At 66.4% G+C, this 20261-nt stretch carries 15 protein-coding genes; 8 read left to right on the top strand and 7 right to left on the bottom strand.

Going from position 1 to position 20261, the window contains the following annotated elements; genetic code table 11:
- The first annotated feature begins 4 nt into the window (after positions 1-4).
- Entirely contained in the window at positions 5-1516 is a 1512-nt protein-coding gene (fadD4, locus tag GGC64_RS24750) for a fatty-acid--CoA ligase FadD4 (protein ID WP_192725119.1), read from the top strand.
- Positions 1513-2391 (top strand): enoyl-CoA hydratase/isomerase family protein, encoded by an 879-nt coding sequence (locus GGC64_RS24755; RefSeq protein ID WP_192725120.1) that lies wholly within the window; start codon positions 1513-1515, stop codon positions 2389-2391. Before fadD4 ends, GGC64_RS24755 begins: the two co-directional genes overlap by 4 nt.
- A 35-nt stretch (positions 2392-2426) precedes the next feature.
- Here GGC64_RS24755 and GGC64_RS24760 read toward each other — a convergent pair whose 3' ends face one another.
- On the bottom strand, positions 2427-3140 hold the full coding sequence (locus GGC64_RS24760) for a GntR family transcriptional regulator (RefSeq protein ID WP_192725121.1): 714 nt from the start codon (positions 3138-3140) through the stop codon (positions 2427-2429).
- Entirely contained in the window at positions 3140-4297 is a 1158-nt protein-coding gene (locus GGC64_RS24765; RefSeq protein ID WP_192725122.1) for an acyl-CoA dehydrogenase family protein, read from the bottom strand. Before GGC64_RS24765 ends, GGC64_RS24760 begins: the two co-directional genes overlap by 1 nt.
- A 21-nt stretch (positions 4298-4318) precedes the next feature.
- On the opposite strand from GGC64_RS24765, the gene GGC64_RS24770 reads away from it, so the two are divergent.
- The 3 genes from GGC64_RS24770 to GGC64_RS24780 all read left to right on the top strand — a co-directional run bounded on the left by GGC64_RS24770 (position 4319) and on the right by GGC64_RS24780 (position 7745).
- Complete coding sequence (locus GGC64_RS24770) at positions 4319-5308, top strand: MaoC family dehydratase (RefSeq protein WP_192725123.1); 990 nt, start codon at positions 4319-4321, stop codon at positions 5306-5308.
- A gap of 65 nt (positions 5309-5373) precedes the next feature.
- Entirely contained in the window at positions 5374-6453 is a 1080-nt protein-coding gene (locus GGC64_RS24775) for a CoA transferase (protein WP_192725124.1), read from the top strand.
- The gene (locus GGC64_RS24780; RefSeq protein ID WP_192725125.1) at positions 6447-7745 is read left to right on the top strand and encodes an amidohydrolase family protein; all 1299 of its coding nucleotides are present in this window, start codon (positions 6447-6449) and stop codon (positions 7743-7745) included. The genes GGC64_RS24775 and GGC64_RS24780 overlap by 7 nt, the downstream gene beginning before the upstream one ends.
- Before the next feature lie 10 nt (positions 7746-7755).
- Here GGC64_RS24780 and GGC64_RS24785 read toward each other — a convergent pair whose 3' ends face one another.
- On the bottom strand, positions 7756-8658 hold the full coding sequence (locus tag GGC64_RS24785; protein ID WP_192725126.1) for an alpha/beta hydrolase: 903 nt from the start codon (positions 8656-8658) through the stop codon (positions 7756-7758).
- Between the two features lie 104 nt (positions 8659-8762).
- On the opposite strand from GGC64_RS24785, the gene GGC64_RS24790 reads away from it, so the two are divergent.
- Complete coding sequence (locus GGC64_RS24790; protein WP_192725127.1) at positions 8763-11516, top strand: AAA family ATPase; 2754 nt, start codon at positions 8763-8765, stop codon at positions 11514-11516.
- A 5-nt stretch (positions 11517-11521) separates the two neighbouring features.
- Here GGC64_RS24790 and GGC64_RS24795 read toward each other — a convergent pair whose 3' ends face one another.
- Positions 11522-13684, bottom strand: a complete 2163-nt coding sequence (locus GGC64_RS24795; RefSeq protein ID WP_192725128.1) for an acyl-CoA dehydrogenase — start codon at positions 13682-13684, stop codon at positions 11522-11524.
- Between the two features lie 164 nt (positions 13685-13848).
- Here GGC64_RS24795 and GGC64_RS24800 point away from each other — a divergent pair, with 164 nt between their 5' ends.
- Both GGC64_RS24800 and GGC64_RS24805 read left to right on the top strand, forming a co-directional pair.
- A complete protein-coding gene (locus GGC64_RS24800) occupies positions 13849-15072 on the top strand; it encodes an alpha/beta hydrolase (RefSeq protein ID WP_192725129.1) in 1224 nt (407 codons plus the stop codon).
- A gap of 26 nt (positions 15073-15098) precedes the next feature.
- Positions 15099-16517 carry a wax ester/triacylglycerol synthase family O-acyltransferase gene (locus GGC64_RS24805; protein WP_192725130.1) on the top strand — a complete coding sequence of 473 codons (1419 nt, stop codon included), beginning with the start codon at positions 15099-15101 and terminating at the stop codon, positions 16515-16517.
- A gap of 61 nt (positions 16518-16578) precedes the next feature.
- Here GGC64_RS24805 and GGC64_RS24810 read toward each other — a convergent pair whose 3' ends face one another.
- Genes GGC64_RS24810 through GGC64_RS24820 form a run of 3 tightly spaced genes read right to left on the bottom strand, consistent with a single transcriptional unit; the run spans position 16579 to position 20253 of the window.
- The gene (locus tag GGC64_RS24810; protein WP_192725131.1) at positions 16579-17811 is read right to left on the bottom strand and encodes an alpha/beta hydrolase; all 1233 of its coding nucleotides are present in this window, start codon (positions 17809-17811) and stop codon (positions 16579-16581) included.
- Entirely contained in the window at positions 17804-19438 is a 1635-nt protein-coding gene (gene fadD12 / locus GGC64_RS24815; RefSeq protein WP_192725132.1) for an acyl-CoA ligase FadD12, read from the bottom strand. Before fadD12 ends, GGC64_RS24810 begins: the two co-directional genes overlap by 8 nt.
- A gap of 5 nt (positions 19439-19443) precedes the next feature.
- Positions 19444-20253 carry a lysophospholipid acyltransferase family protein gene (locus tag GGC64_RS24820; protein ID WP_192725133.1) on the bottom strand — a complete coding sequence of 270 codons (810 nt, stop codon included), beginning with the start codon at positions 20251-20253 and terminating at the stop codon, positions 19444-19446.
- Positions 20254-20261: the final 8 nt, after the last annotated feature.

Consider the following 20261-nt stretch of genomic DNA (forward strand, 5'->3'; position numbering starts at 1 on the left):
GTCCATGCAGATTCGCGAACACGCCGCGGCCACCCCCGACAAGCCGGCCATCATCATCCACCCGTCGGGGACGGTCCTGACGTTCGCCGAACTGGAGGCCCGCGCCAATCGCCTCGCCCACTTCTTTCGCAACCACGGCCTGCGCGAGGGTGACGCCGTCGCCATCATCATGGAGAACAACGAGCACTTCCACGCCGTCGCGTGGGCTGCTCGCCGTTGCGGTCTGTACTACGTCCCGATCAACACTCACCTAACCGCCGCCGAGGCCGCCTACATCATCGACAACAGCGGCGCCAAGGCCGTCGTCGGATCGGCTGCATTGCGCAAGACGTGCGAGAACCTCCAAGAGCACACCGTGCCCCAGCTACGCATCATCGCCGACGATGACCTCGACGGCTGGCACCGTTATCCCGAATGTGTTGCGGATCAACCGGATACGCCCATCGACGACGAAATCGAGGGCGACCTTCTCCAGTACTCGTCGGGCACCACCGGCCGCCCGAAGGGCATCAAGCGCGCATTACCGCACCTGCCGCCTGCCGAGGTCCCCGGCTTGATGTCGGTGTTGGTCAGCTTCTGGCTGGAACCCGAGGCCATCTACCTCAGCCCCGCCCCGCTCTACCACACTGCACCGTCGGTCTGGTCCATGCAGATTCAGAGCGCAGGCATCACGACGGTGGTGCTGGAGAAGTTCGACGCCGAGGGCTGCCTCGACGCGATTCAGCGTCACCGGGTCACGCACGGTCAGTTCGTCCCGGTGATGTTCACCCGAATGCTGAAACTGCCTGAGGCCGTTCGTGATAAGTACGATTTGTCCAGCCTGAAGCGGGTGATGCACGCCGCCGCACCCTGTCCCGTCGAGATCAAGAAGCAGATGATCGATTGGTGGGGCCCGATCGTCGACGAGTACTACGCATCCTCCGAGGCCATCGGCTCGACGCTGATCACCGCCGATGACTGGTTGGCGCACCCGGGTTCGGTCGGCAAGCCGATGGTGGGCGAGTTGCACATTCTCGACGAGGACGGCAACGAACTGCCGCCGGGCCAGGCGGGTGAGATCTACTTCGCGGGCGGCTTCGACTTCGAATACCTCAACGATCCGGAGAAGACCGCCAAGTCACGCGACAAGCACGGCTGGAAAACCGTGGGCGACATCGGTTATCTCGACGAAGAGGGTTACCTCTATCTGACCGATCGGCGCCACCACATGATCATTTCCGGCGGCGTGAACATCTACCCCCAAGAGGCCGAGAACATGTTGGTGACGCATCCCAAGGTGATGGACGCCGCGGTGTTCGGCATTCCGGACGACGAAATGGGCCAGGCCGTCAAGGGTGTCGTGCAGACGGTCGACCCGGCCGATGCCACCGACGAATTCGGCGACGAGCTGCTGGGCTGGCTGCGGGATCGGTTGGCGCACTACAAGTGTCCGCGGTCGATTTCCTTCGAGGCGCAGCTGCCACGCACCGATACCGGCAAGCTCTACAAGCAGGGACTGATAGACAAGTATTCGTGACGGAGCTCGCGGGCGGTGTTGTCGTCGCCGTCGGATCCCCCTCCGACGAGGCGACTTTCACGCTGACCGAAGACGACACCGACGACCGCCGCGCCATCACCGTCGCATCGGTGGCCGCCGCACTCGCCGAACTCGCCGCACGATGTGAACGCTGGCCGCAGGCCACCGCCGTCTGCGACGATGTGCTCCGGTCGATCGACCCGAAAGGCCCCACCCGCGCAGGCGTCGTCACCGAATCACTGGCCTACTCGACTCTGCAGTCGGGACCGGAATTCGCCCGCTGGCTCGCCGAGCGTGGACCCGCCACCGTCCCGATGATCGCCGATCCCGTCCAGGCCGATCGCGCCGGCGACTGTCTGCACGTCCGCTTCAACCGGCCGCAACGGCACAACGCGTTCTCCACCGATATGCGCGCGGCGCTGCTCGAAAAGCTCGATGTCGCGCGCCTCGACCCTTCGATCACCGAAGTGGTGCTGACCGGCAACGGCCCGTCGTTCTGCAGCGGCGGCGACCTCGCCGAATTCGGCACCTTCACCGATCCCGCCAGCGCCCATCTGGCCCGCACCCGCCACTCGCCCGCATTGGTGCTCGACGAAATCACCGCCCGCCTCGGCCGCAACTGCTGCGCCGACGTGCACGGCCAGGTGCTCGGCAGCGGACTCGAGATGGCCGCCTACTGCGGCAGCGTGCGCGCCCATCCCGACGCCGTGCTCGGCCTGCCCGAACTCAGCCTCGGCCTGATCCCCGGCGCCGGCGGCACCGTCAGCATCACCCGTCGGATCGGGCGCTGGCGCACCGCGTATCTGGTGTTGTCCGGCCGCACGATCGACGCCGCCACGGCCCTGCGCTGGGGTCTCATCGACGAAGTCCAGTGACTTCGGCCTGATTCGTAACGCTTAGTGGCAGGCGCTCAACCCGACCTGCGCAGCGTCACCCGGTAGGTGTATTGCTCGGGCAGAAAGTGGCTGACCGACAACTCGACCGGGCTGCCGCCGGCATCCGTGTACAGGCGGTCCACCCGCAGCATCGGATGACCCGGCTCGCAGCCAACGGCGGCGGCGACGACATCATCGGCCGGAGCCACCGTAATCGATTGTGCCGCTTCGGCAATGGGCTCGGAGAGATGCGGCTCCAGCAAGCCAATGACAGTGTGCGTGCCGACCGCGCCGTCGGTGAGCGTGGCCTGTATCGGTTGGGCCGCCGACGGGGCCAGGTGCACGGTCGTCGAAACGAACGGAACGCCGTCGTGCAGTCGGCGGAACACCACTGTGTAGACGACGTCGTCGTCCAGCCTCAGCCGGCTCGCCGCGTCGACGTCGACCCGGCGGCGCAGCCCCGACAGCACTTCCATCGTCGTGTCGTCGGACAAACTCATCAGGTCCTCGATCGACCCGAGTTGGCGTAAGTACCGCCCGGGCTCGCTGGCGTAGGTGCCGCGGCCGGGCACCCGGTACACCGCACCCTCGGCTACCAGGTCCTGAAACGCGCGTCGCACAGTCTGACGCGACAACCCATGGCGCGCAACGAGTTCGGACTCGGTCGGCAGCCGCGCACCGTCGCTGTACTGACCAGCTGCGATCTCGTCACGCAACTGTTGACGCAAAATCTGGTAGGCGGGCTTCATCAAATGCCCCCGCGGGCCACCAACTGACTGGCTATCACATTGCGCTGGATCTCGTTGGTGCCTTCGCCGACGATCATCAGCGGCGCGTCGCGGAAGTAGCGTTCGACGTCGAACTCGGTGGAATAGCCGTAGCCGCCGTGGATTCGCACCGCGTTCAACGCGATCTCCATCGCCACCTCGGAGGCGAACAGCTTGGCCATCCCGGCTTCCATGTCCGCGCGCTCACCCGCGTCGTACCGGTCGGCGGCATAGAACGTGAGCTGGCGCGCCGCCGTCAGCTTGGTGGCCATGTCAGCCAAGTAGTGGCCGACGGCCTGATGTTTCCAGATCGGCTGGCCGAAGCTCTCGCGGTCCTGCGCATAGCGCAGCGCATCCTCGAGCGCCGCCGTCGCCACTCCCAGCGCCCGCGAGGCCACCTGAATACGCCCTGTCTCAAGGCCTTTCATCATCTGTGCGAAGCCTTTACCCGGCACGCCGCCCAGGACAGCCGACGCGGGCACCCGGCAGTCGTCGAACGTGAGCTCGCAGGACTCGACACCCTTGTAGCCCAGCTTGGGCAGGTCGCGCGACACGGTCAGGCCCTCGCCGTGTTCGACGAGCACCACCGAAATCCCTTTGTGCGCAGGCTCGGCCGCGGGATCGGTCTTGCACAGCAGGGCGATCAGAGCCGACCGGCGTGCGTTGCTGATCCATGTCTTGGACCCGTTGATCACCAGTTCGTCGCCTGACGCGATCGCGGTCGTCTTCATGTTCTGCAGATCCGAGCCGCCGCCCGGCTCGGTCAGCGCCATCGTGGCGCGCACCTCGCCGGTCGCCATCGCCGGCAGGTACTTGCGCTTCTGTTCTTCGGTGCCGAACAGGCTCAGCAGTTTGGCGACGACGGTGTGCCCGCCCATCGCGCCTGCCAGGCTCATCCAGCCGCGCGACAGCTCCTGGGTGACCTCCACGTAGCAGCGAGTCGACACCGGCAAGCCGCCGTACTCCTCGGGCACTGCCAGGCCGTAGATGCCGATGCGCTTCATCTGCTCGATCCACGCCTCGGGGTACTCGTTGGCGTGCTCGACGTCGCGGACGGCCGGCTTCACATCCCGGTCGACGAATGCCCGCACCGTCTCGACCAGCAGGATCTCTTCTTCGGTCATCATATGTACGGCCATATTGACACTTTGTGCGGCCCAATGGCAACATCGGCGGCTGTGAGCGGTCCATACTTCGACGACCTGGAGGTGGGCCAGGTCTTCGACTCGGCGCCCTCGATGACTTTGACCGAGGGCGCCGCGGGCGCGCACCAGGCGATCATCGGCGATCGGCTGCGCCTCGCGCTTGACGCGCAGTTGGCGTACGCCGTCACAGGCGCGACGTCGGCGCTGGCCCACCCCGCCCTGGTCTGCGACGTGGCGATCGGGCAGAGCACGCTGGCCACGCTGCGGGTCAAGGCCAATCTGTTCTATCGGGGCCTGGAGTTTCACCGGTTTCCCGTGATCGGCGACAGCCTGTTCACCCGCACGGAAGTCGTCGGGCTGAAGCAGAACTCGGCCAAACCCGGCCGCGCGCCGACGGGCCTTGCGGCGCTGCGGATGACGACGGTCGACCAGATCGGCCGCCTGGTACTGGACTTTTACCGCTGCGCGATGCTGCCGCTGAGCGCCGACCGCGAGACGGGACACAACGACAACCTGGCCAACATCGGGGCCGACCTCGCGTCTCCGCCCGACCCGACCGCCGACTGGAACGCCGGCGCCTTCCGGGAGAAGGTGCCGGGTGCCCACTTCGACCCCGGCCTCGCAGGTGCTGTCATGCAGAGCACCGCCGACGTTGTAACCAGCGGGCCGGAGCTCGCCAGGATGACGCTCAATATCGCTGCAACACACCATGATTGGCGTGTCGGCGGTAAGCGGCTGGTGTACGGCGGGCATACCATCGGATTGGCCTTGGCGCAGGCCTCACGGTTGCTACCCAACCTCGTGACCGTCCTCGGCTGGGAGTCCTGCGACCACACCGGGCCAGTCCACGAGGGCGACACACTGCACAGCGAACTGCACGTCGAGGCGGCAGATCCGTTGCCTGACGGTCGCGGGGGAGTGCTGAAGCTGAGGTCGCAGGTGTTCGCGGTCGGCGAGCCGGACCGCAAAGTGCTCGACTGGCGGTTCACGGCGCTGCAGTTCTGAGCGGTTTCGGGCGCGCTTATCCACGCTCAGCGACGGTAACCGCGCCGAAATCGCACAATGTTCCTATGAGGATGCCCGTCGCTGTGCTCTCCCGGGCACAGGCGGCCGCCGACGCGTTCCAACGGCTGACCGGTGTCGCAGTCGACTCCGAGGAACTGGTCGCGGGCCGCGCTGCTCTGCTCGGGCAGTCACCGCACGGCCGGCTCTCCGCGGGGGGCGCCACCCGGCTGATGCCCAGCCGCGACGGATGGTGTGCGCTCACGTTGTCACGGCAAGACGACTTCGACGCCGTACCCGCGCTGACCGAATACGAGACAACAGGCGATCCGTGGCCGGCCGTTGAGCGGTGGGTGGCCGAACGTGCCTGCACCGACGTGACCGAGCGGGCCCGGCTGCTCGGCCTTCCAGTCGCAGCTCTCGGCGAAACAGCCGCCGCGCCACCACGAATCACCAACTTGGGCGCCGCCGCCCCGCGTGAGGTCAGCGGACTCTTGGTCGTCGACCTGTCGTCGATGTGGGCCGGTCCGCTGTGCGGTCAGCTGCTCAGCCGAGCGGGGGCCACCGTCGTCAAGGTCGAGACTTGGACCAGACCCGACGGCACCCGCGCCGGACCCTCGACGTTCTTCGATTGGATGAACAACGGAAAGCTCTCGTACGCAGTCGATTTCGACGAGCCGACGGGCCTGCGACAGCTCCTCGACGCTGCCGACGTCGTAATCGAATCATCACGCCCGGCCGCCCTCGCACGCCGCGGGCTCGGCCCAGCGCTGCGTGACGGCCAGGTGTGGTTGCGCATCACGGGGCATGGCACCGAAGGGGAGCGGGCGAACTGGGTGGCGTTCGGCGACGACGCCGCGGTGTCGGGCGGACTGGTCGGCGACACCGAAAGCGGACCGGTGTTCTGTGGCGATGCGGTGGCCGACCCGCTGACGGGACTGCACGCCGCGCTCGCTGCGGCGGACTCGCTGAGCCGCGGTGGCGGTCAACTGATCGAACTGTCGATGGCAGCCGTCGCCGCAACCTATGCCGCCGACGATCGCACCGCCGAAACAGATTGCGCCGCAACGCCACAACTTCCTAGCGCAGGCCCGGCGCTAGGCGCAGACAATGCGTTCGTCGAACAACGGCTGGTCGCTTCATGCTGATTCGACGCGCCACGCTGCTCGACGGCACGATCACCGACATCCGGCTCGACGAACACATCACCGACGTCGGCGAGCTCGAACCCGAGAAGGGCGAGGAGGTTTTTGACGCCGCAGGCGCAACTGTGATCCCCGGCCTGCACGATCACCATGTCCACCTTCGCTCGGCCGCTGCGGCGCTGACCTCGGCGCGGGTCGGGCCTGCCGAAGTTCGGGGTCGCGATGACCTGGCTCGCGCGCTCGCTCACGCTCCCGTCGGCAGTGACGGGTGGATAAGAGCCGTCGGCTATCACGAGGCCGTCGCCGGTCCGCTCGACCGCCGCGTGCTCGATGAGGTGTCACCGCCGCTGCCGGTCCGGGTGCAGCACCGCAGCGGTGTGCTGTGGACGCTGAACTCGGCGGCCCTGGCAAGGGTGGGGCTGGCCAAGCACCCCGACGGGCGGCTGCCCAGCGCCGACCACAGTTGGTCGGACACGTTGCAGCGCAACGAAAGCGGGCTGGCCGAGGTCAGCCGACGGCTCAGCGAGCACGGTGTCACCGGTGTCACCGACGCCACCCCGGACTTCGAAGTCAGCGACATCGTCAAGCTGATGCAGGCCCACCGGCACGGCGAGCTTCGCCAGCGCGTGCACTGCCTGGCGCCCGGCAAGCGCATCCTGCACGACACCGACCTCAACCTCGACGAACTCACCGGGTGGATCTCCGGACGGCACGCAGAAGACGCTCCTGTCGCAGTCCATTGCGTGACGGCGGCCCAACTCGTCGTGACCCTGTCGGCGTTGCGCGAGGCGGGCACCCATCCGCAGGACCGCATCGAGCACGCCGCCGTGGTGCCCGACGACGCCCTCGCCGACCTCAAGAGCCTCGGTGTCACCGTTGTGACCCAGCCCAACTTCGTCGCGGAGCGCGGCGACCAATACCTGACCGACGTCGCCGCCGACGAACACCGCGAACTGTGGCGGCTTGCCTCACTGTTGAAGGCCGGCGTGAAAGTCGCACTGTCCACTGACATGCCGTTCGGCGAAGGTGACCCGTGGGCGACCATGCGGGCCGCCGTCCACAGGACCACAGCCGGCGGCGCAGTACTCGGCGCCGACGAATGTGTCTCCGCGCGTGCGGCTTTGACGATGTTCTTCGGCACGTCGGGCGCGCCTGACGAGCCACGAGCCCTGACGAAGGGGCAGCCGGGTGACGTTACGCTGTTGACCGCGCCGCCCGATGAGGTGCTCAGCGAATTGGACTCGCACATGGTCGCCGCGACCATCGTCGCGGGCCGCGTCGTCTTCGAACGCTGAGCATCCGCGATTACGCCGCCGCGGGCGCGAACGCCTTTCGCAGCAGCTCGCACTGACTCTTGAAGAACGACTGGGACACATCGGCTTTCGGCACGATGCCGTCGAAGCCGTGAAAGGCCCCCGGGACGACCTCGACCTCGCACTGAACACCGGCGGCCTCGAGTCGCTCGGCGTAGGCCAGGTCCTCGTCGTGAAACAGATCCAACGTGCCGACTCCGAGCCACGCCTTCGGCAATCCGCTCAAGTCTTCGCGGCGCGCGGGCACCGCGACCGTCGGATCCGCCCCACCGAGGTAAGCCGACCAGCCGTACTTGTTGCTGGATTGGTTCCAAAGCCGCAGCCCGGGATTGTCCAAGTGCCTGCCCACCGTGCGGTCGTCGAGCATCGGATAAACCAATAGCTGTGCGGTAAGGGGGATTTCGCCGCGGTCGCGGACGAGTAGCGCCAGCGCAGCGGCCAGGCCACCGCCTGCGCTCGCCCCGCCGATGGCGACGCGCCCCGGGTCGACCGACGGCAGGCGAACCAGCCACTGCAACGCCGAATAGCAGTCCTCGAGCGGAATTGGGTACGGATGATCGGGCGCCAGCCGGTAATCCACCGAGGCGACGACCGCCCCGAGTTCGCGCGCGTACCGGCGACACAGTGCATCGTCCTGCGCCGCGGCCCCGATCACGTACCCGCCGCCGTGGATCCACAACAGCGCGGGGACCGGGCCCGTCACCCCAGTGGGGCGGAACAGTCGGATCCCGACGCCCGACGACAGCGTCAGCACCTCGATGTCGCTCGGCGGGGGTCGGCGCCACAGCAGGCGCTCCGCTGCTCGTAGGAACGGCACCGTGGCGGGCGTGACGATCTGCTTGGGCAGATAGCGGGCGACGCTACGCAGATCGGGATGGAATTCGGGGAGCGGCACGCGATAAGTATTACCAGCTGCGCGTATCCGTAAAAATCTTCGTTCTTGTGATGAGGTTTCGTATTTTGGCTCGCAGTGGTTTGCTGAATGCGATAATTTACGCAATGGTCACTGTTGTAGGCCGTTCGTACGAGTCGAACGCGATAGCCGACTTTTTGGAGTCAGTCGGCACGCAACCCTCCGCCCTGCTCATCGAGGGGGAAGCGGGGGTCGGTAAGTCCACCCTGTGGCTCGCTGCACTCGAGAAGGCGGGCGATCGTGACTTCCACACACTGTCGGCGGGGGCTTCGCAGGCGGAGTCTGCGCTGGAGTACGGCACAGTGGCCGACCTGTTCGCCGGAATCGCTCCCGAGCTTTTCAACGGGTTGCCCGATGTTCAGAAGGCGGCGATCGACCGCGTGTTGCTCCGGGCAGACAGTGAACCATCGGCTGGTGATTGGCAGCTGGCATCCCGGGCGTTGACTTTCATCATTCAGCGGCTCAGCAAGAGTGCGCCGGTGCTAGTCGCTGTCGATGATGTGCATTGGCTGGATCACAGCAGTCGAGCGGTGATCGACGACATGGCTTGGCGGCTTCCGCCGCGTGCGGCACTGCTGGTGACGGCGCGGTGTGAGGCGGGTGGCGCGAGTGCGACGCCCTGGCTCGAGGTAGCGCTGTCCAATCGGTTGACCCGGCTCAGGGTCGATCCGATGTGCATGAGCGATTTGCACAAACTGCTTTTCGCGCGGTTGGGCAAGCCGGTGGCCCGGCCGACAATGCGCAGAATCGCGAAGACCTCGGCCGGAAACCCGTTCTATGCCTTGGAGTTGGCGCGCGCCGGGGCCTTTGGACCAACTGACGGTAAGCACAGCCTCCCGCATAGTCTGGCCAATCTCGTCCGCGAACGTATCGGCGGCCTCAGCCCGGATGCCCGCGAAGTTCTGTTGGCGGCTGCATGCGTCGCAGATCCGACTGTGGAGGCACTGGCGCGGGCAACCGGTAAATCTGTCGAGCGCACCGTCGAACTGCTCGGCCATGCGGAACGCCAGAGAATCGTCGCGATCCGCGGCAACCACGTGCGTTTCACCCATCCGCTGTTGGCCAGGGGCGTTTACACCAGCAACCCACCGGCGCAGCGTCGGCGGATTCACAGCGCGCTGGCCGATACCCTGACTCAGCCCGAACTGAAGGTCAGGCATCTCGCGCTGGCCGCGTCGAGTCACGATCCTGAACTGCTGCGCGCTCTGGACGGGGCGGCGGACGCCGCGCGTGCGAGGGGAGCGCCTGCTGATGCCGCCGAATTACTTGACCTGGCAATAAAACTTGGTGGTGACACCCCAGCTCGTCGGACGCGTTCCGCGGAGAACCATCTGCGATCAGGGGATCCAATGAGGGCGGCCGACCTGCTCGCGCCAACCATCGACCAACTACCGGCCGGTCCCGAGCGTGCCGGCGCGCTGAATCTGCTTGCCGGAGCGCACATGTTGCGCAGCGGCACGCGCGAGGCGACGGACCTCCTGACCCGCGCAGCCGACGATTCGGCTGACAACCCGCGCACCATGATCCAGACGCTGCTGGCACTCGCCTTTACGCAGAGCATCGCAGGTGACTACGACAAGGCGGTGCAAATCGCCAGGCGTGCTGTCGAGGAAGCCGAGAAACTCGGTGTGCCTGCCTTGCAGAGTCAGGCGCTCGCAAACTATGTGACGATTAATGCCTTAGACGGCAACGGGATTGACGAGTCGGCGCTCGACCGGGCGCTCGATCTGGCGGACCCGGACCTTGACGTCTCCATCGTGTTTCACGCAAGTGCCGCCAGGGCCCAGGCGCTGGCCTGGACTGGCCGGCTCGACGAGGCCCGCGCCGAACTACACGAACTGCGGACGCACTGCGTCGAAGAGGGTGCCGACAGCGACTTGCTCTTTGTTTCGGTGCACACCGCCATGGTGGAAATCTGGCACGGGCGATTCGCCGATGCCACGCTGGCTGCCGACGAAGCCGTTCAACTTGCCGAACAGGTCGGGGGTGAGCACTTGGTGTCCATCGCCAAGACGATGCGCGCCGCCGCCGCCGCTTTCGCCGGTCGGGAGGACGACGCTCGCTCCGACATCGCCGACGCGATGGCGGCCGTCGACAAGTGCGGAATGCACGGGCTGGCGTACGGGCCCGCAGCCGTCCAGGGGTTCCTGGAGGTCTCGCTGGGCAACTATGCGGCAGCGGCAACGGCGCTGGAGCAACGCTGTAGGGAATTCCCCGACATGCCAGGCACCGAAATCGTCACTGCCGGTTTCATTCCCGACGCTGTGGAGGCTCTGGTCGCACTCGGCCAGTGCGACAAAGCCGAACCGATGATCAAAGCGCTGGAACACAACGGACGGTTGTTCAACCGACCCTGGATGCTGGCAATCGGGACACGATGCCGGGCCATGGCGCTGGACGCCCAGGGTGAAATGGAGGTAGCCGAACGGCTTTTGCATGAGGCGCTGGTCCTACACGGAGCCCTGCCGATGCCGTTCGAGCGAGCACGCACGCAGTTGTTCCTCGGCCAGTTGCAGCGCAGGCGGAGGCTGACGACCACGGCCGCGGCAACGATTGCCCAGGCGCTGCTGGCATTCGAGAACATGGGCAGTGATTTGTGGGCCGAACGTGCGCGCGCCGAACTGGAGCGCACCCGCACCAGCCGGACGCAAGGCAACGGTCTCACCCCATCGGAGAGGCGTGTCGCGGAACTAGTGGTGACCGGCCTGACTTCAGCCGATGTGGGTGGGCGGCTGGGCATCAGCGCCAAGGGGGTCGAGGCCAGCCTGAGTCGGATCTACCGCAAACTGGACATCCACTCGCGCGCCGAACTCAGCCGATTCATGGCCGAGCCGGCCTAAAGCTGCTACTTCAGCAGCGGGTCACGGGGCAGACCGAGGATGCGTTCGGCGATGGTGTTGCGGGTGATCTCCGACGTGCCGCCTGCGATGGTCATCGCCCGGTTGCCGAGGTAACTACGCAACAGCTTCGGCGCCTGGCCGACCACTGCCGCCGAACCGGACAGCTCCATGCCCAGCTCGGTGATCCGCTGCCCTGCCTCGGCCACCAGCAGTTTGGTCACATTGCCCTCTGGCCCTGGCTCCGCGCCCGCGATGGCCCGACTGGCCCGGCGCAGGTTCAGCAGCCGCAGCGTGTGGGTCTCCGCAATGCACTCGCCTGCCCGCCGCACGTAGTTGGCCGCGGCCGGCGACGCGTCGAGCAGCTTGATGAGATGGTCCGGGCTGAACCCGGAAGCGCCGCCCGAACCGCCGCCGATCGAGATGCGCTCATTGCCCAGCGTCGCCCGGGCCACCAGCCACCCCTTGTTCACGTCGCCGACGACGTCCTCGTCAGGAACGAACACGTCGTCGAAGAAGACCTCGTTGAAATGCGAATCGCCGGTGATCCCGCGCAACGGATTGACCGTGACGCCAGGCGCTTTCATGTCGATCGCCATCATCGTCACACCGGCATGCTTGGGCGCATCGGGATCGGTGCGCACCGTGGCAAGGCCCCACTGGCAGTACTGCGCGAGGCTTGTCCAGACCTTCTGTCCGCTGACCCGCCAGCCGCCGTCGACTTTCTTGGCGGCCGTGCGCACCGCCGCGGCGTCGGAGCCCGCGCCGGGTTCCGAGAACAGCTGACACCACATCACCTGGCCCCGCAGCACGGGTTCGACCCAGCGTTCCCGCTGGTCATCGGTGCCTGCCTGCGCGATCGTGAGCGCCACCCACCCGGTGATGCCCATATCGGGCCGTTCAATGCCCGCGAACTCCTCCTCGATCACCAACTGCTCGAGGACGTCGGCCGCACGGCCCCACGGCTTCGGCCAGTGCGGAACGAGGTAGCCGGAGTCGACGAGGTAATCGCGCTGCTTGTCCTCGGGCAGCGACTGCAGCCGGTCGACGGCCTCGCGGGCCTGGCTGCGGTGTGCGTCCGCCTCGGGCGGCAGAGTGAACGACGCACCGTGCGCCTGGCCGCTGCGCTGACCCTCGACGACATCGAGCAGTGGGTCGCCGCCTTCTTCCATCAGCGCGGCCAGTGTGCGGGCACGCCGCAGATAAAGATGCGCGTCGTGCTCCCACGTATAGGCGATGCCGCCATGAAGCTGAATGTTGTACTGCGCGTTGAAGACTTGCGTGCGAATGGCATGCGCGGCGGCAACGGCGGCGGGGAACCATGCACTCTCGAGGTCGTCGGCCCGCGCGGCGTCCCACGCGGCCGCGGTGGTCTCCTCTGCGTTGACCAACATGTTCGCCGCATGGTGCTTGACGGCCTGGAAGGTGCCGATGGTGCGGCCGAACTGCTCGCGCACCTTGGCGTATTCGACGGCCATGTCCAGCGCGGCCCAACTGACGCCGACCGCTTCGGCCGAGGCCAGGATCCGGAACACCGTCCTCGCCTTGCGCGCCGCGCCGCGAAGCACCTTGTCTTCGTCGACCGTCACGCCGCGCAACGCCACGGACCCGACGCTGCGGGTGGGGTCCAGCGACTCCAGGGCCGTGACGGTGACTCCTTCGGCGGTCGCGTCGACGACGACAACGTCCTCACCTGCGGCGATCACGAGCACATCGGCGTCGGGGGCACCGAGCACGGCAGGGCTTTCCCCGGTGAGCACCAGGTCCGAACCGATCGCGACATTTCCCGAAAGGGCGAGCGCGCCTACTGCGCTGCCGGCGGCGAGGTCCGGAAGTAGTTGCGCGCGAACGGAATCCGATGCACACCGGTCGATAACCACCGCTGCCGCGACTGTCGGCAGGAACGGGCCGGGGGACAGCTCGCGTCCCAACAACTCGAGCACCACCGCCAGCTCGGCGAGGCTGAACCCGGAACCACCATGTTCCTCGGAGATTGCCAGCCCGTTCCAGCCGAGGCCGGTGCCTGCCGACCAGATCTCGGACGGATGGGCCGCGCCGTTCTCCAGCGTGGCACGCGCCGCAGCGCGGCTGTCCAGGCGATTCAGCTGCCCGACGACGGAATCGGCCAGGTCAGTGTGTTCTTCGGTGATGGCGAGAGCTGACTTACTCACGTTGGAAGTCCTCTTTACGTTTGACGGTCGTCAAGTAAAGCTAACGCGTCCGCGCCCACCTGCACATACGTGATGCGGGTCACATCTGATCTTGAAAGTGCGCCCAGTAGACATGTTCACCGATGTTGTCGTTTGGGAATCGCCCAGCGGGGTACAGTCGCGAAATGACGGTACGACCGGACACCCGGTACCCGGGGCCGACGATGTGGACACGGGCCCGGTGGTTGCTGAGGGCCGGCCCGGCCGACTACATGCTGGCGGCCAGCGTTGCGTCGGCTTCCCTGCCCGTGATCGGGAAACACCTTGAGCCACTTGGTGCTATGACCGCCATGGGTGTCTGGGGCTACCGCCACCTGCCGGACTTCCTCGGGGCCACCGCACGCTCTATGTTCGAGCCCGGCAACGCCGAATTGCGTAAGCAGGAACGCGATTCCACGCATGCCGTCGTCGACGCTGCCCTGCGCGGAGTGGTGCCGGCCGCAGACCTCGCAGTCAAGTGGCCCGCACCCGAGAGCGCCCCGCCGCTGTGGAAGTTCCGCGAGCACCGTCGCAGCGTGTATCGCACCTCGGTGCGTTACGGCAATCTCCCGTCTCAACTGCTCGACGTCTGGCGTCCGAAGGATCTGCCCGCCGAGCCCGCGCCAGTGCTGATCTTCGTGCCGGGCGGCGCGTGGGTGCACGGCAGTCGCATGCTGCAGGGGTACGCGTTGATGTCGCATCTGGCCGAGATGGGCTGGGTCTGCCTGTCCATCGACTACCGGGTGGCGCCGCACCACCGGTGGCCTGCGCACATCACCGACGTCAAGACCGCGATCGCGTGGGCCCGTGCCAATGTCGACAAGTTCGGCGGTGACCGCAATTTCGTTGCGGTAGCGGGATGTTCGGCCGGCGGGCATCTGGCGGCGCTGGCGGGATTGACGGCGAACGACCCGGACATGCAGTGCGAACTGCCTGAGGGCTCCGATACGTCGGTCGACGCGGTTGTCGGCATCTACGGCCGCTACGACTGGGAGGACCGCTCGACAGCGGAGCGGGTTCGCTTCGTCGACTTCCTCGAACGCATCGTGGTCGGCCGGAAGATGTCGAAGCATCCCGACGTGTTCCGCAAGGCATCGCCGATCGCCCGCATCCACAAGGACGCGCCGCCCTTCCTGGTGATCCACGGCACCGGTGACAGCGTCATTCCCGTCGATCAGGCCCGCAGCTTCGTCGAGCGGCTGCGCGCGGCATCGCGTTCTGCGGTCAGCTATGTGGAGCTGCCCGGCGCAGGCCACGCCTTCGACATGATCGACGGTGCCCGCACCGGGTCGATGGCCACCGCAATCGGCTTATTCCTCAAGCAGATTCACCGCAACCGATCGCTCACGGGGGCCAAGCAGGTGATCTAGGCTCCTCCACATAGGAGGGAGCGCCATTGAAGAGGCTTCGCGGGTGGGACGCTGTGCTGCTGTACAGCGAGACGCCGAACGTGCACATGCACACACTCAAGCTGGCGGTGATCGAGCTCGACGATCTCGGCGGGCGGAAGTTCGGAATCGACGAGTTCCGCAAGGTCATCCACGGCAGGCTCTACAAGCTCGACCCGTTCCGGTACCAGCTGATCGAGGTGCCCGGCAAGATCCATCACCCGATGTGGCGGGAGAACTGCGAGGTCGACCTCGACTACCACGTCCGGCCGTACCAGCTGGATGCTCCGGGCGGGAGGCGTCAGCTCGACGAGGCGATCGGCAAGATCGCGAGCACGCCACTGGACCGCAGCCGACCGCTGTGGGAGATGTATTTCATCGAGGGGCTGGCGAACGGCAGGATCGCGGTGCTCGGCAAGATCCATCACGCGTTGGCCGACGGGGTGGCTTCGGCGAATCTGCTGGCCCGCGGAATGGACATCGGCGACGGCGGCCTGGCCGATCGGGATTCCTATGCCACCGACCCGGCGCCGACGAAGGGCGAGCTGCTGCGCTCGGCGTTCGCCGACCACGTCCGCCTGGTGGGTAAATTGCCCAGCACGGTGCGCTACACGGCGCAGGGTGTCCGCCGCGTGCGTAAGAGTTCGCGCAAGCTGTCGCCGGAATTGACCCGACCATTCACGCCGCCGGCGACGTTCATGAACCACAAGGTCGATCCGATCCGCAAGTTCGCGACGGCCACGCTGGCGTTGGCGGACATCAAGGCGACCGGTAAGCACCTCGGCGTCACGATCAATGACATGGTGCTGGCGATCTCGGCGGGGGCACTGCGAAAACTGTTGCTGCGCTACGACGGTCACGCCGGCGACCCGTTGCTGGCGTCGGTCCCAGTGAGCTTTGACTTTTCCCCTGACCGTATCTCCGGCAACTACTTCACCGGCGTGCTGGTGGCGTTGCCGACCGACTGCGAGGACCCGCTGGATCGAGTGCGCAACGCGCGCCAGGCGGCCTTGGACGCGAAAGAAAGCCACAACCTGCTCGGGCCGGAACTGGTGAGCAAGTGGTCGGCGTACTTCCCGCCCGCGCCTGCGGAGGCGATGTTCCGGTGGCTGTCGAACAAGGACGGTCAGAACAAGGTGCTGAACCTGCCGATCTCCAATGTGCCCGGCCCTCGGGAGTACGGTCGCGTCGGCGGTGCGCTAGTGACCGAGATCTATTCGGTTGGCCCGTTGACCGCGGGCAGTGGGTTGAACATCACGGTGTGGAGTTACGTCGACCAGCTCAACATCTCGGTGCTCTCGGACGGCCGCACTCTAGAAGACCCACATGAGCTGACCGACGCGATGATCGACGCGTTTGTCGAAATCCGGCGTGCCGCAGGGCTTTCCGAAGAGTTGACCATCGTCGAGAAGGCCATGGCGCAGTAATCCCCCCTGCGATTTGTGTGCGTTCAGGAGCGCTCAGCGCAACAAAACGCACACAAATCGCTCATCCGCGCGTGGCGTGCACCCAGGACAGGAATGTCTCTACCGCCTGAGCGGTGTAATGGCCACGCGGCGACCCGTAGTAGAAATCGAACGCATGCTGGGCGTGCGGAATCTCGGCATAAACGACGACCGATGTCGACGCGTCCTTCATCGCAGCGGCGAAGTCGCGGCCCTCGGGCACCGGGATGATCGAGTCGTCCTCGCCGTGCAGGATGAAAAACGGTGGAGCGTCTGGCCGTAACCGCATGATCGGCGAAGCGTCGACATACACCTGCTTGCGCTCGACGATGCGCTTCTTGACCACATACTTCTGCAGGAACGCGATGAACTCCCGACGGCCGTTGCCATTGCCCGAAACCCAGTCGTAGCGACCGTAGATCGGCACCGCGGCCACCACCGAGGTGTCGGCATCTTCGAAACCCGGCTGGTACTGCGGGTCGTCGGGGGTGAGCGCGGCAAGCGCGCACAGATGCCCGCCCGCCGAACCACCGGTGATCGCAACGAAATCCGGGTCACCGCCGTAGTCGGCGATGTTCTCCTTGATCCAGGCCAGTGCCCGCTTGACGTCGACGATGTGGTCCGGCCAGGTGTTGCGCGGACTGACGCGGTAGTCGATGGACACGCAAATCCAGCCGCGCTCGGCCATATGACTCAGCAGCGGATACGCCTGCGGTCGGCGCATGCCGATGGCCCATGCGCCGCCAGGTACCTGCAGCAGCACCGGCGCCTTGCCGTCGCGGGGCAGGTCGCTGCGCCGCCAGATGTCTGCCCGGTTGACCCTGCGATGCGGACCGTACTGAACCGTGCTGGCTTTTTCGACATAACGGCGACGCACCAATTCGGTTGGCCACACGCCGATCATCCTGCGGCGTTTCACCGGTTGCGATTGCGCTGCGATCTTTTCGTAGTCGTCGCCAAGCACCTCGCGCAACGGATCTTCGAAATGCGGTTTGGACGTGACGTTGCGGTGCTGGATCAGCGCCAGCAGCCCCCAGGCAATGACCGTGAGCACCAGGGCGATTCGACCGCGCGCACCGCGAAAGTCCCCGCGCAGGCCGCGGCGCGCCGCGTCGAAAACCGACCCGGCGAGATAGACCGCCGACATCTCGGTGGTCGGCCAACCGAAGGCGAACACCGGCAGCGTGACGTAGCCCTCGCGGGCGATCGGGCGCACCCCGTTCGCGGCGTTGAGTAGCTCCGCGCACGCGCGCAGCAATGGCCAGCGTTTACGCACGACCGGCGCGCTCCTGCAGTTCGCGGCGCACAATCTTTCCCGTGCTGCTGCGAGGTAGTTCGTCGAGAATCGTGATCTCCCTGGGCACTTTGTAATTCGCCAAGTTCTCGCGGACGTGTTGCTTCAGTATGTCGGGGGTAGCCGAGGCGCCGCCGTTCAAAACCACGAAGGCCACCAATCGCTGACCGAACTGCTCGTCGTCCACGCCGAGCACCGATGCCTCCGCCACGTCCGGATGCGAGGTCAGCGTCTTCTCCACCTCGATGGGGTAGATGTTCTCACCGCCGGAGACGATCATCTCGTCGTCGCGGCCGACCACGAAGAGCCGCCCGGCCTCGTCGAAGCGGCCGATATCGCCGGACGACATGAACCCCTCGTGGAAGTCCTTCGTCTTGCCGGACGTGTACCCGTCGAACTGCGTGGAATTGCGCACGTAGATGGTGCCGACCTCGCCGGTGGGCAGCTCGTTGAAATCGGAGTCCAGAATCCGGATCTCGGTGCCACCGGCCGGTTTACCAGCCGTGTCGGGGGCCGCCCGCAGGTCCTGCGGTGTGGCCGTCGCGATCATGCCGGCCTCGGTGGCGTTGTAGTTGTTGTAGATCACTTCGCCGAACTGGTCCATGAACTTGATGACGACGTCTGGGCGCATCCGCGACCCCGACGCGGCGGCGAACCGCAACGACCGCCCGCTGTATTTGTTGCGGACCTCGTCGGGCAACTCCATGATCCGGTCGAACATCACCGGCACGACGCATAACCCGGTGGCGCGGTGGCGGTCGACGAGTTCGAGCGTGGCTTCCGGGTCGAACTTGCGACGGGTGATGACCGTGCATGCCAGCGACGCGGCGAACACCAACTGGGAGAAGCCCCACGCGTGGAACATCGGCGCCACGACGACGACCGGTTCCTCTGCGCGCCAGGGGGTACGGTCCAGGATCGCCTTGAGGATGCCGGGTCCGCCGTCGGCGCCGCCAGAGTGCTTGGCGCCCTTGGGACTTCCGGTGGTGCCCGACGTCAGCAGGATGACCTTCGATTTCGCGCTCGCGCGCTGCGGCTCACGACCGGTGTGCTCAGTGATCAGCTTCTCGACCGTGAGTCCGTCCTGGGGCCCGTCGGTCCAGGCAATGATCCGCGTCGCGTCGGCACTGTCGGAGAGCGCGCGGTCGACGGTCTCGGCGAACTCCTCGTCGTAGATGACCGCGTCCACCCCTTCGCGCTGCACCACCTCGGCCAGCGCGGGCCCGGCGAACGACGTGTTCAACAGCAGCACGTCCGCGCCGATCCGGTTGGCGGCGATCAGCGACTCGACGAACCCGCGATGGTTGCGCGCCATCAGGCCGAGCACGTGCGGTTGTCCACCCGGCAGTGACTGCAGTCCGGCGGCCAATGCGTCAGCGCGCTGGTCGATTTCCCGCCAGGTCAGCGTGCCGAGCTCGTCGACGAGGCCGGGCCGGTCCGGGCAGCGCTGCGCGGCGGCGGCGAATCCCGATGTGATGCCCATGTTTTCGCGTTGCATCGCCGCGGCGATGCGTAGGTATTTGTCGGGCCGCATCGGGGCGAGCAGCCGCGCGCGGGCCATCGTCGAGACGATGCCGAGCGTTTCCGTGAGCCGGTCGGTGATGGCCATGGGTCTCAGCCGAGCACAGGGAGTGTGCGTTCTTGGGCCAGTTCGTCGAGGGCTCGCTGCATGACGTGGCGCACGTGAGCGTCGACCTCGTCGATGTCCGGGTGCTCGCCGAACTCGGCGAGGATGTCGATCGGCGGCAGCACCTTCATCACGATCTTGGCGGGCAGCGGGATGTTGGGCGGGATCACGATGCTCAGGCCGAACGGGAACCCGAAGGAGATCGGCACGATCTTGGTGCGCGCCAACCGTGCGATCGGCCCGAGTCGTTTCGCCAGCCAGGTGCCGCGGGACAGGAAGATCTGCGTCTCCTGCCCGCCGATGCCGACCGTCGGAACGATCGGAACGCCCGCGTTGAGCGCAGCCTTCACATAACCGGTGCGGCCGCCGAAGTCGATCTTGTTCTCCGAAAGGGTCGGTCGATAGACGTCGTAGTCGCCGCCGGGGAACACCACCACGAGGCCGCCGGAGCGCAGCGCCTCATCGGCGTTCTCGTGGTTGGCGCTGATGTAGCCGATCTTCTTGAAGAAGTCTCCGGTCGGTCCTACCGAGAGCATGTCGTGGCTCAGCGTGTAGAGCGGGCGGTCATAGCCGTGATGGTGGTAGTACTCGGCCGCGAGGATCGGCACGTCCATCGGCAGCATCCCGCCAGAGTGGTTGCTGACGAGCAGCGCCCCGCCTGCCGGCATGTTCTCCAGCCCGCGGACCTCTGATCGGAAGTAGCGCTTGAGGAACGGCCGGGTGAGGCCCATGACGCGCTCGGTGAGACCCGGATCCCACTTGGTGAGTTCCGACGGTTCGGTATCGGTCGAGGTCACGGGTCCCC

This window comes from Mycobacterium sp. OAS707, from assembly GCF_014873705.1.
Classification (GTDB): domain Bacteria; phylum Actinomycetota; class Actinomycetes; order Mycobacteriales; family Mycobacteriaceae; genus Mycobacterium.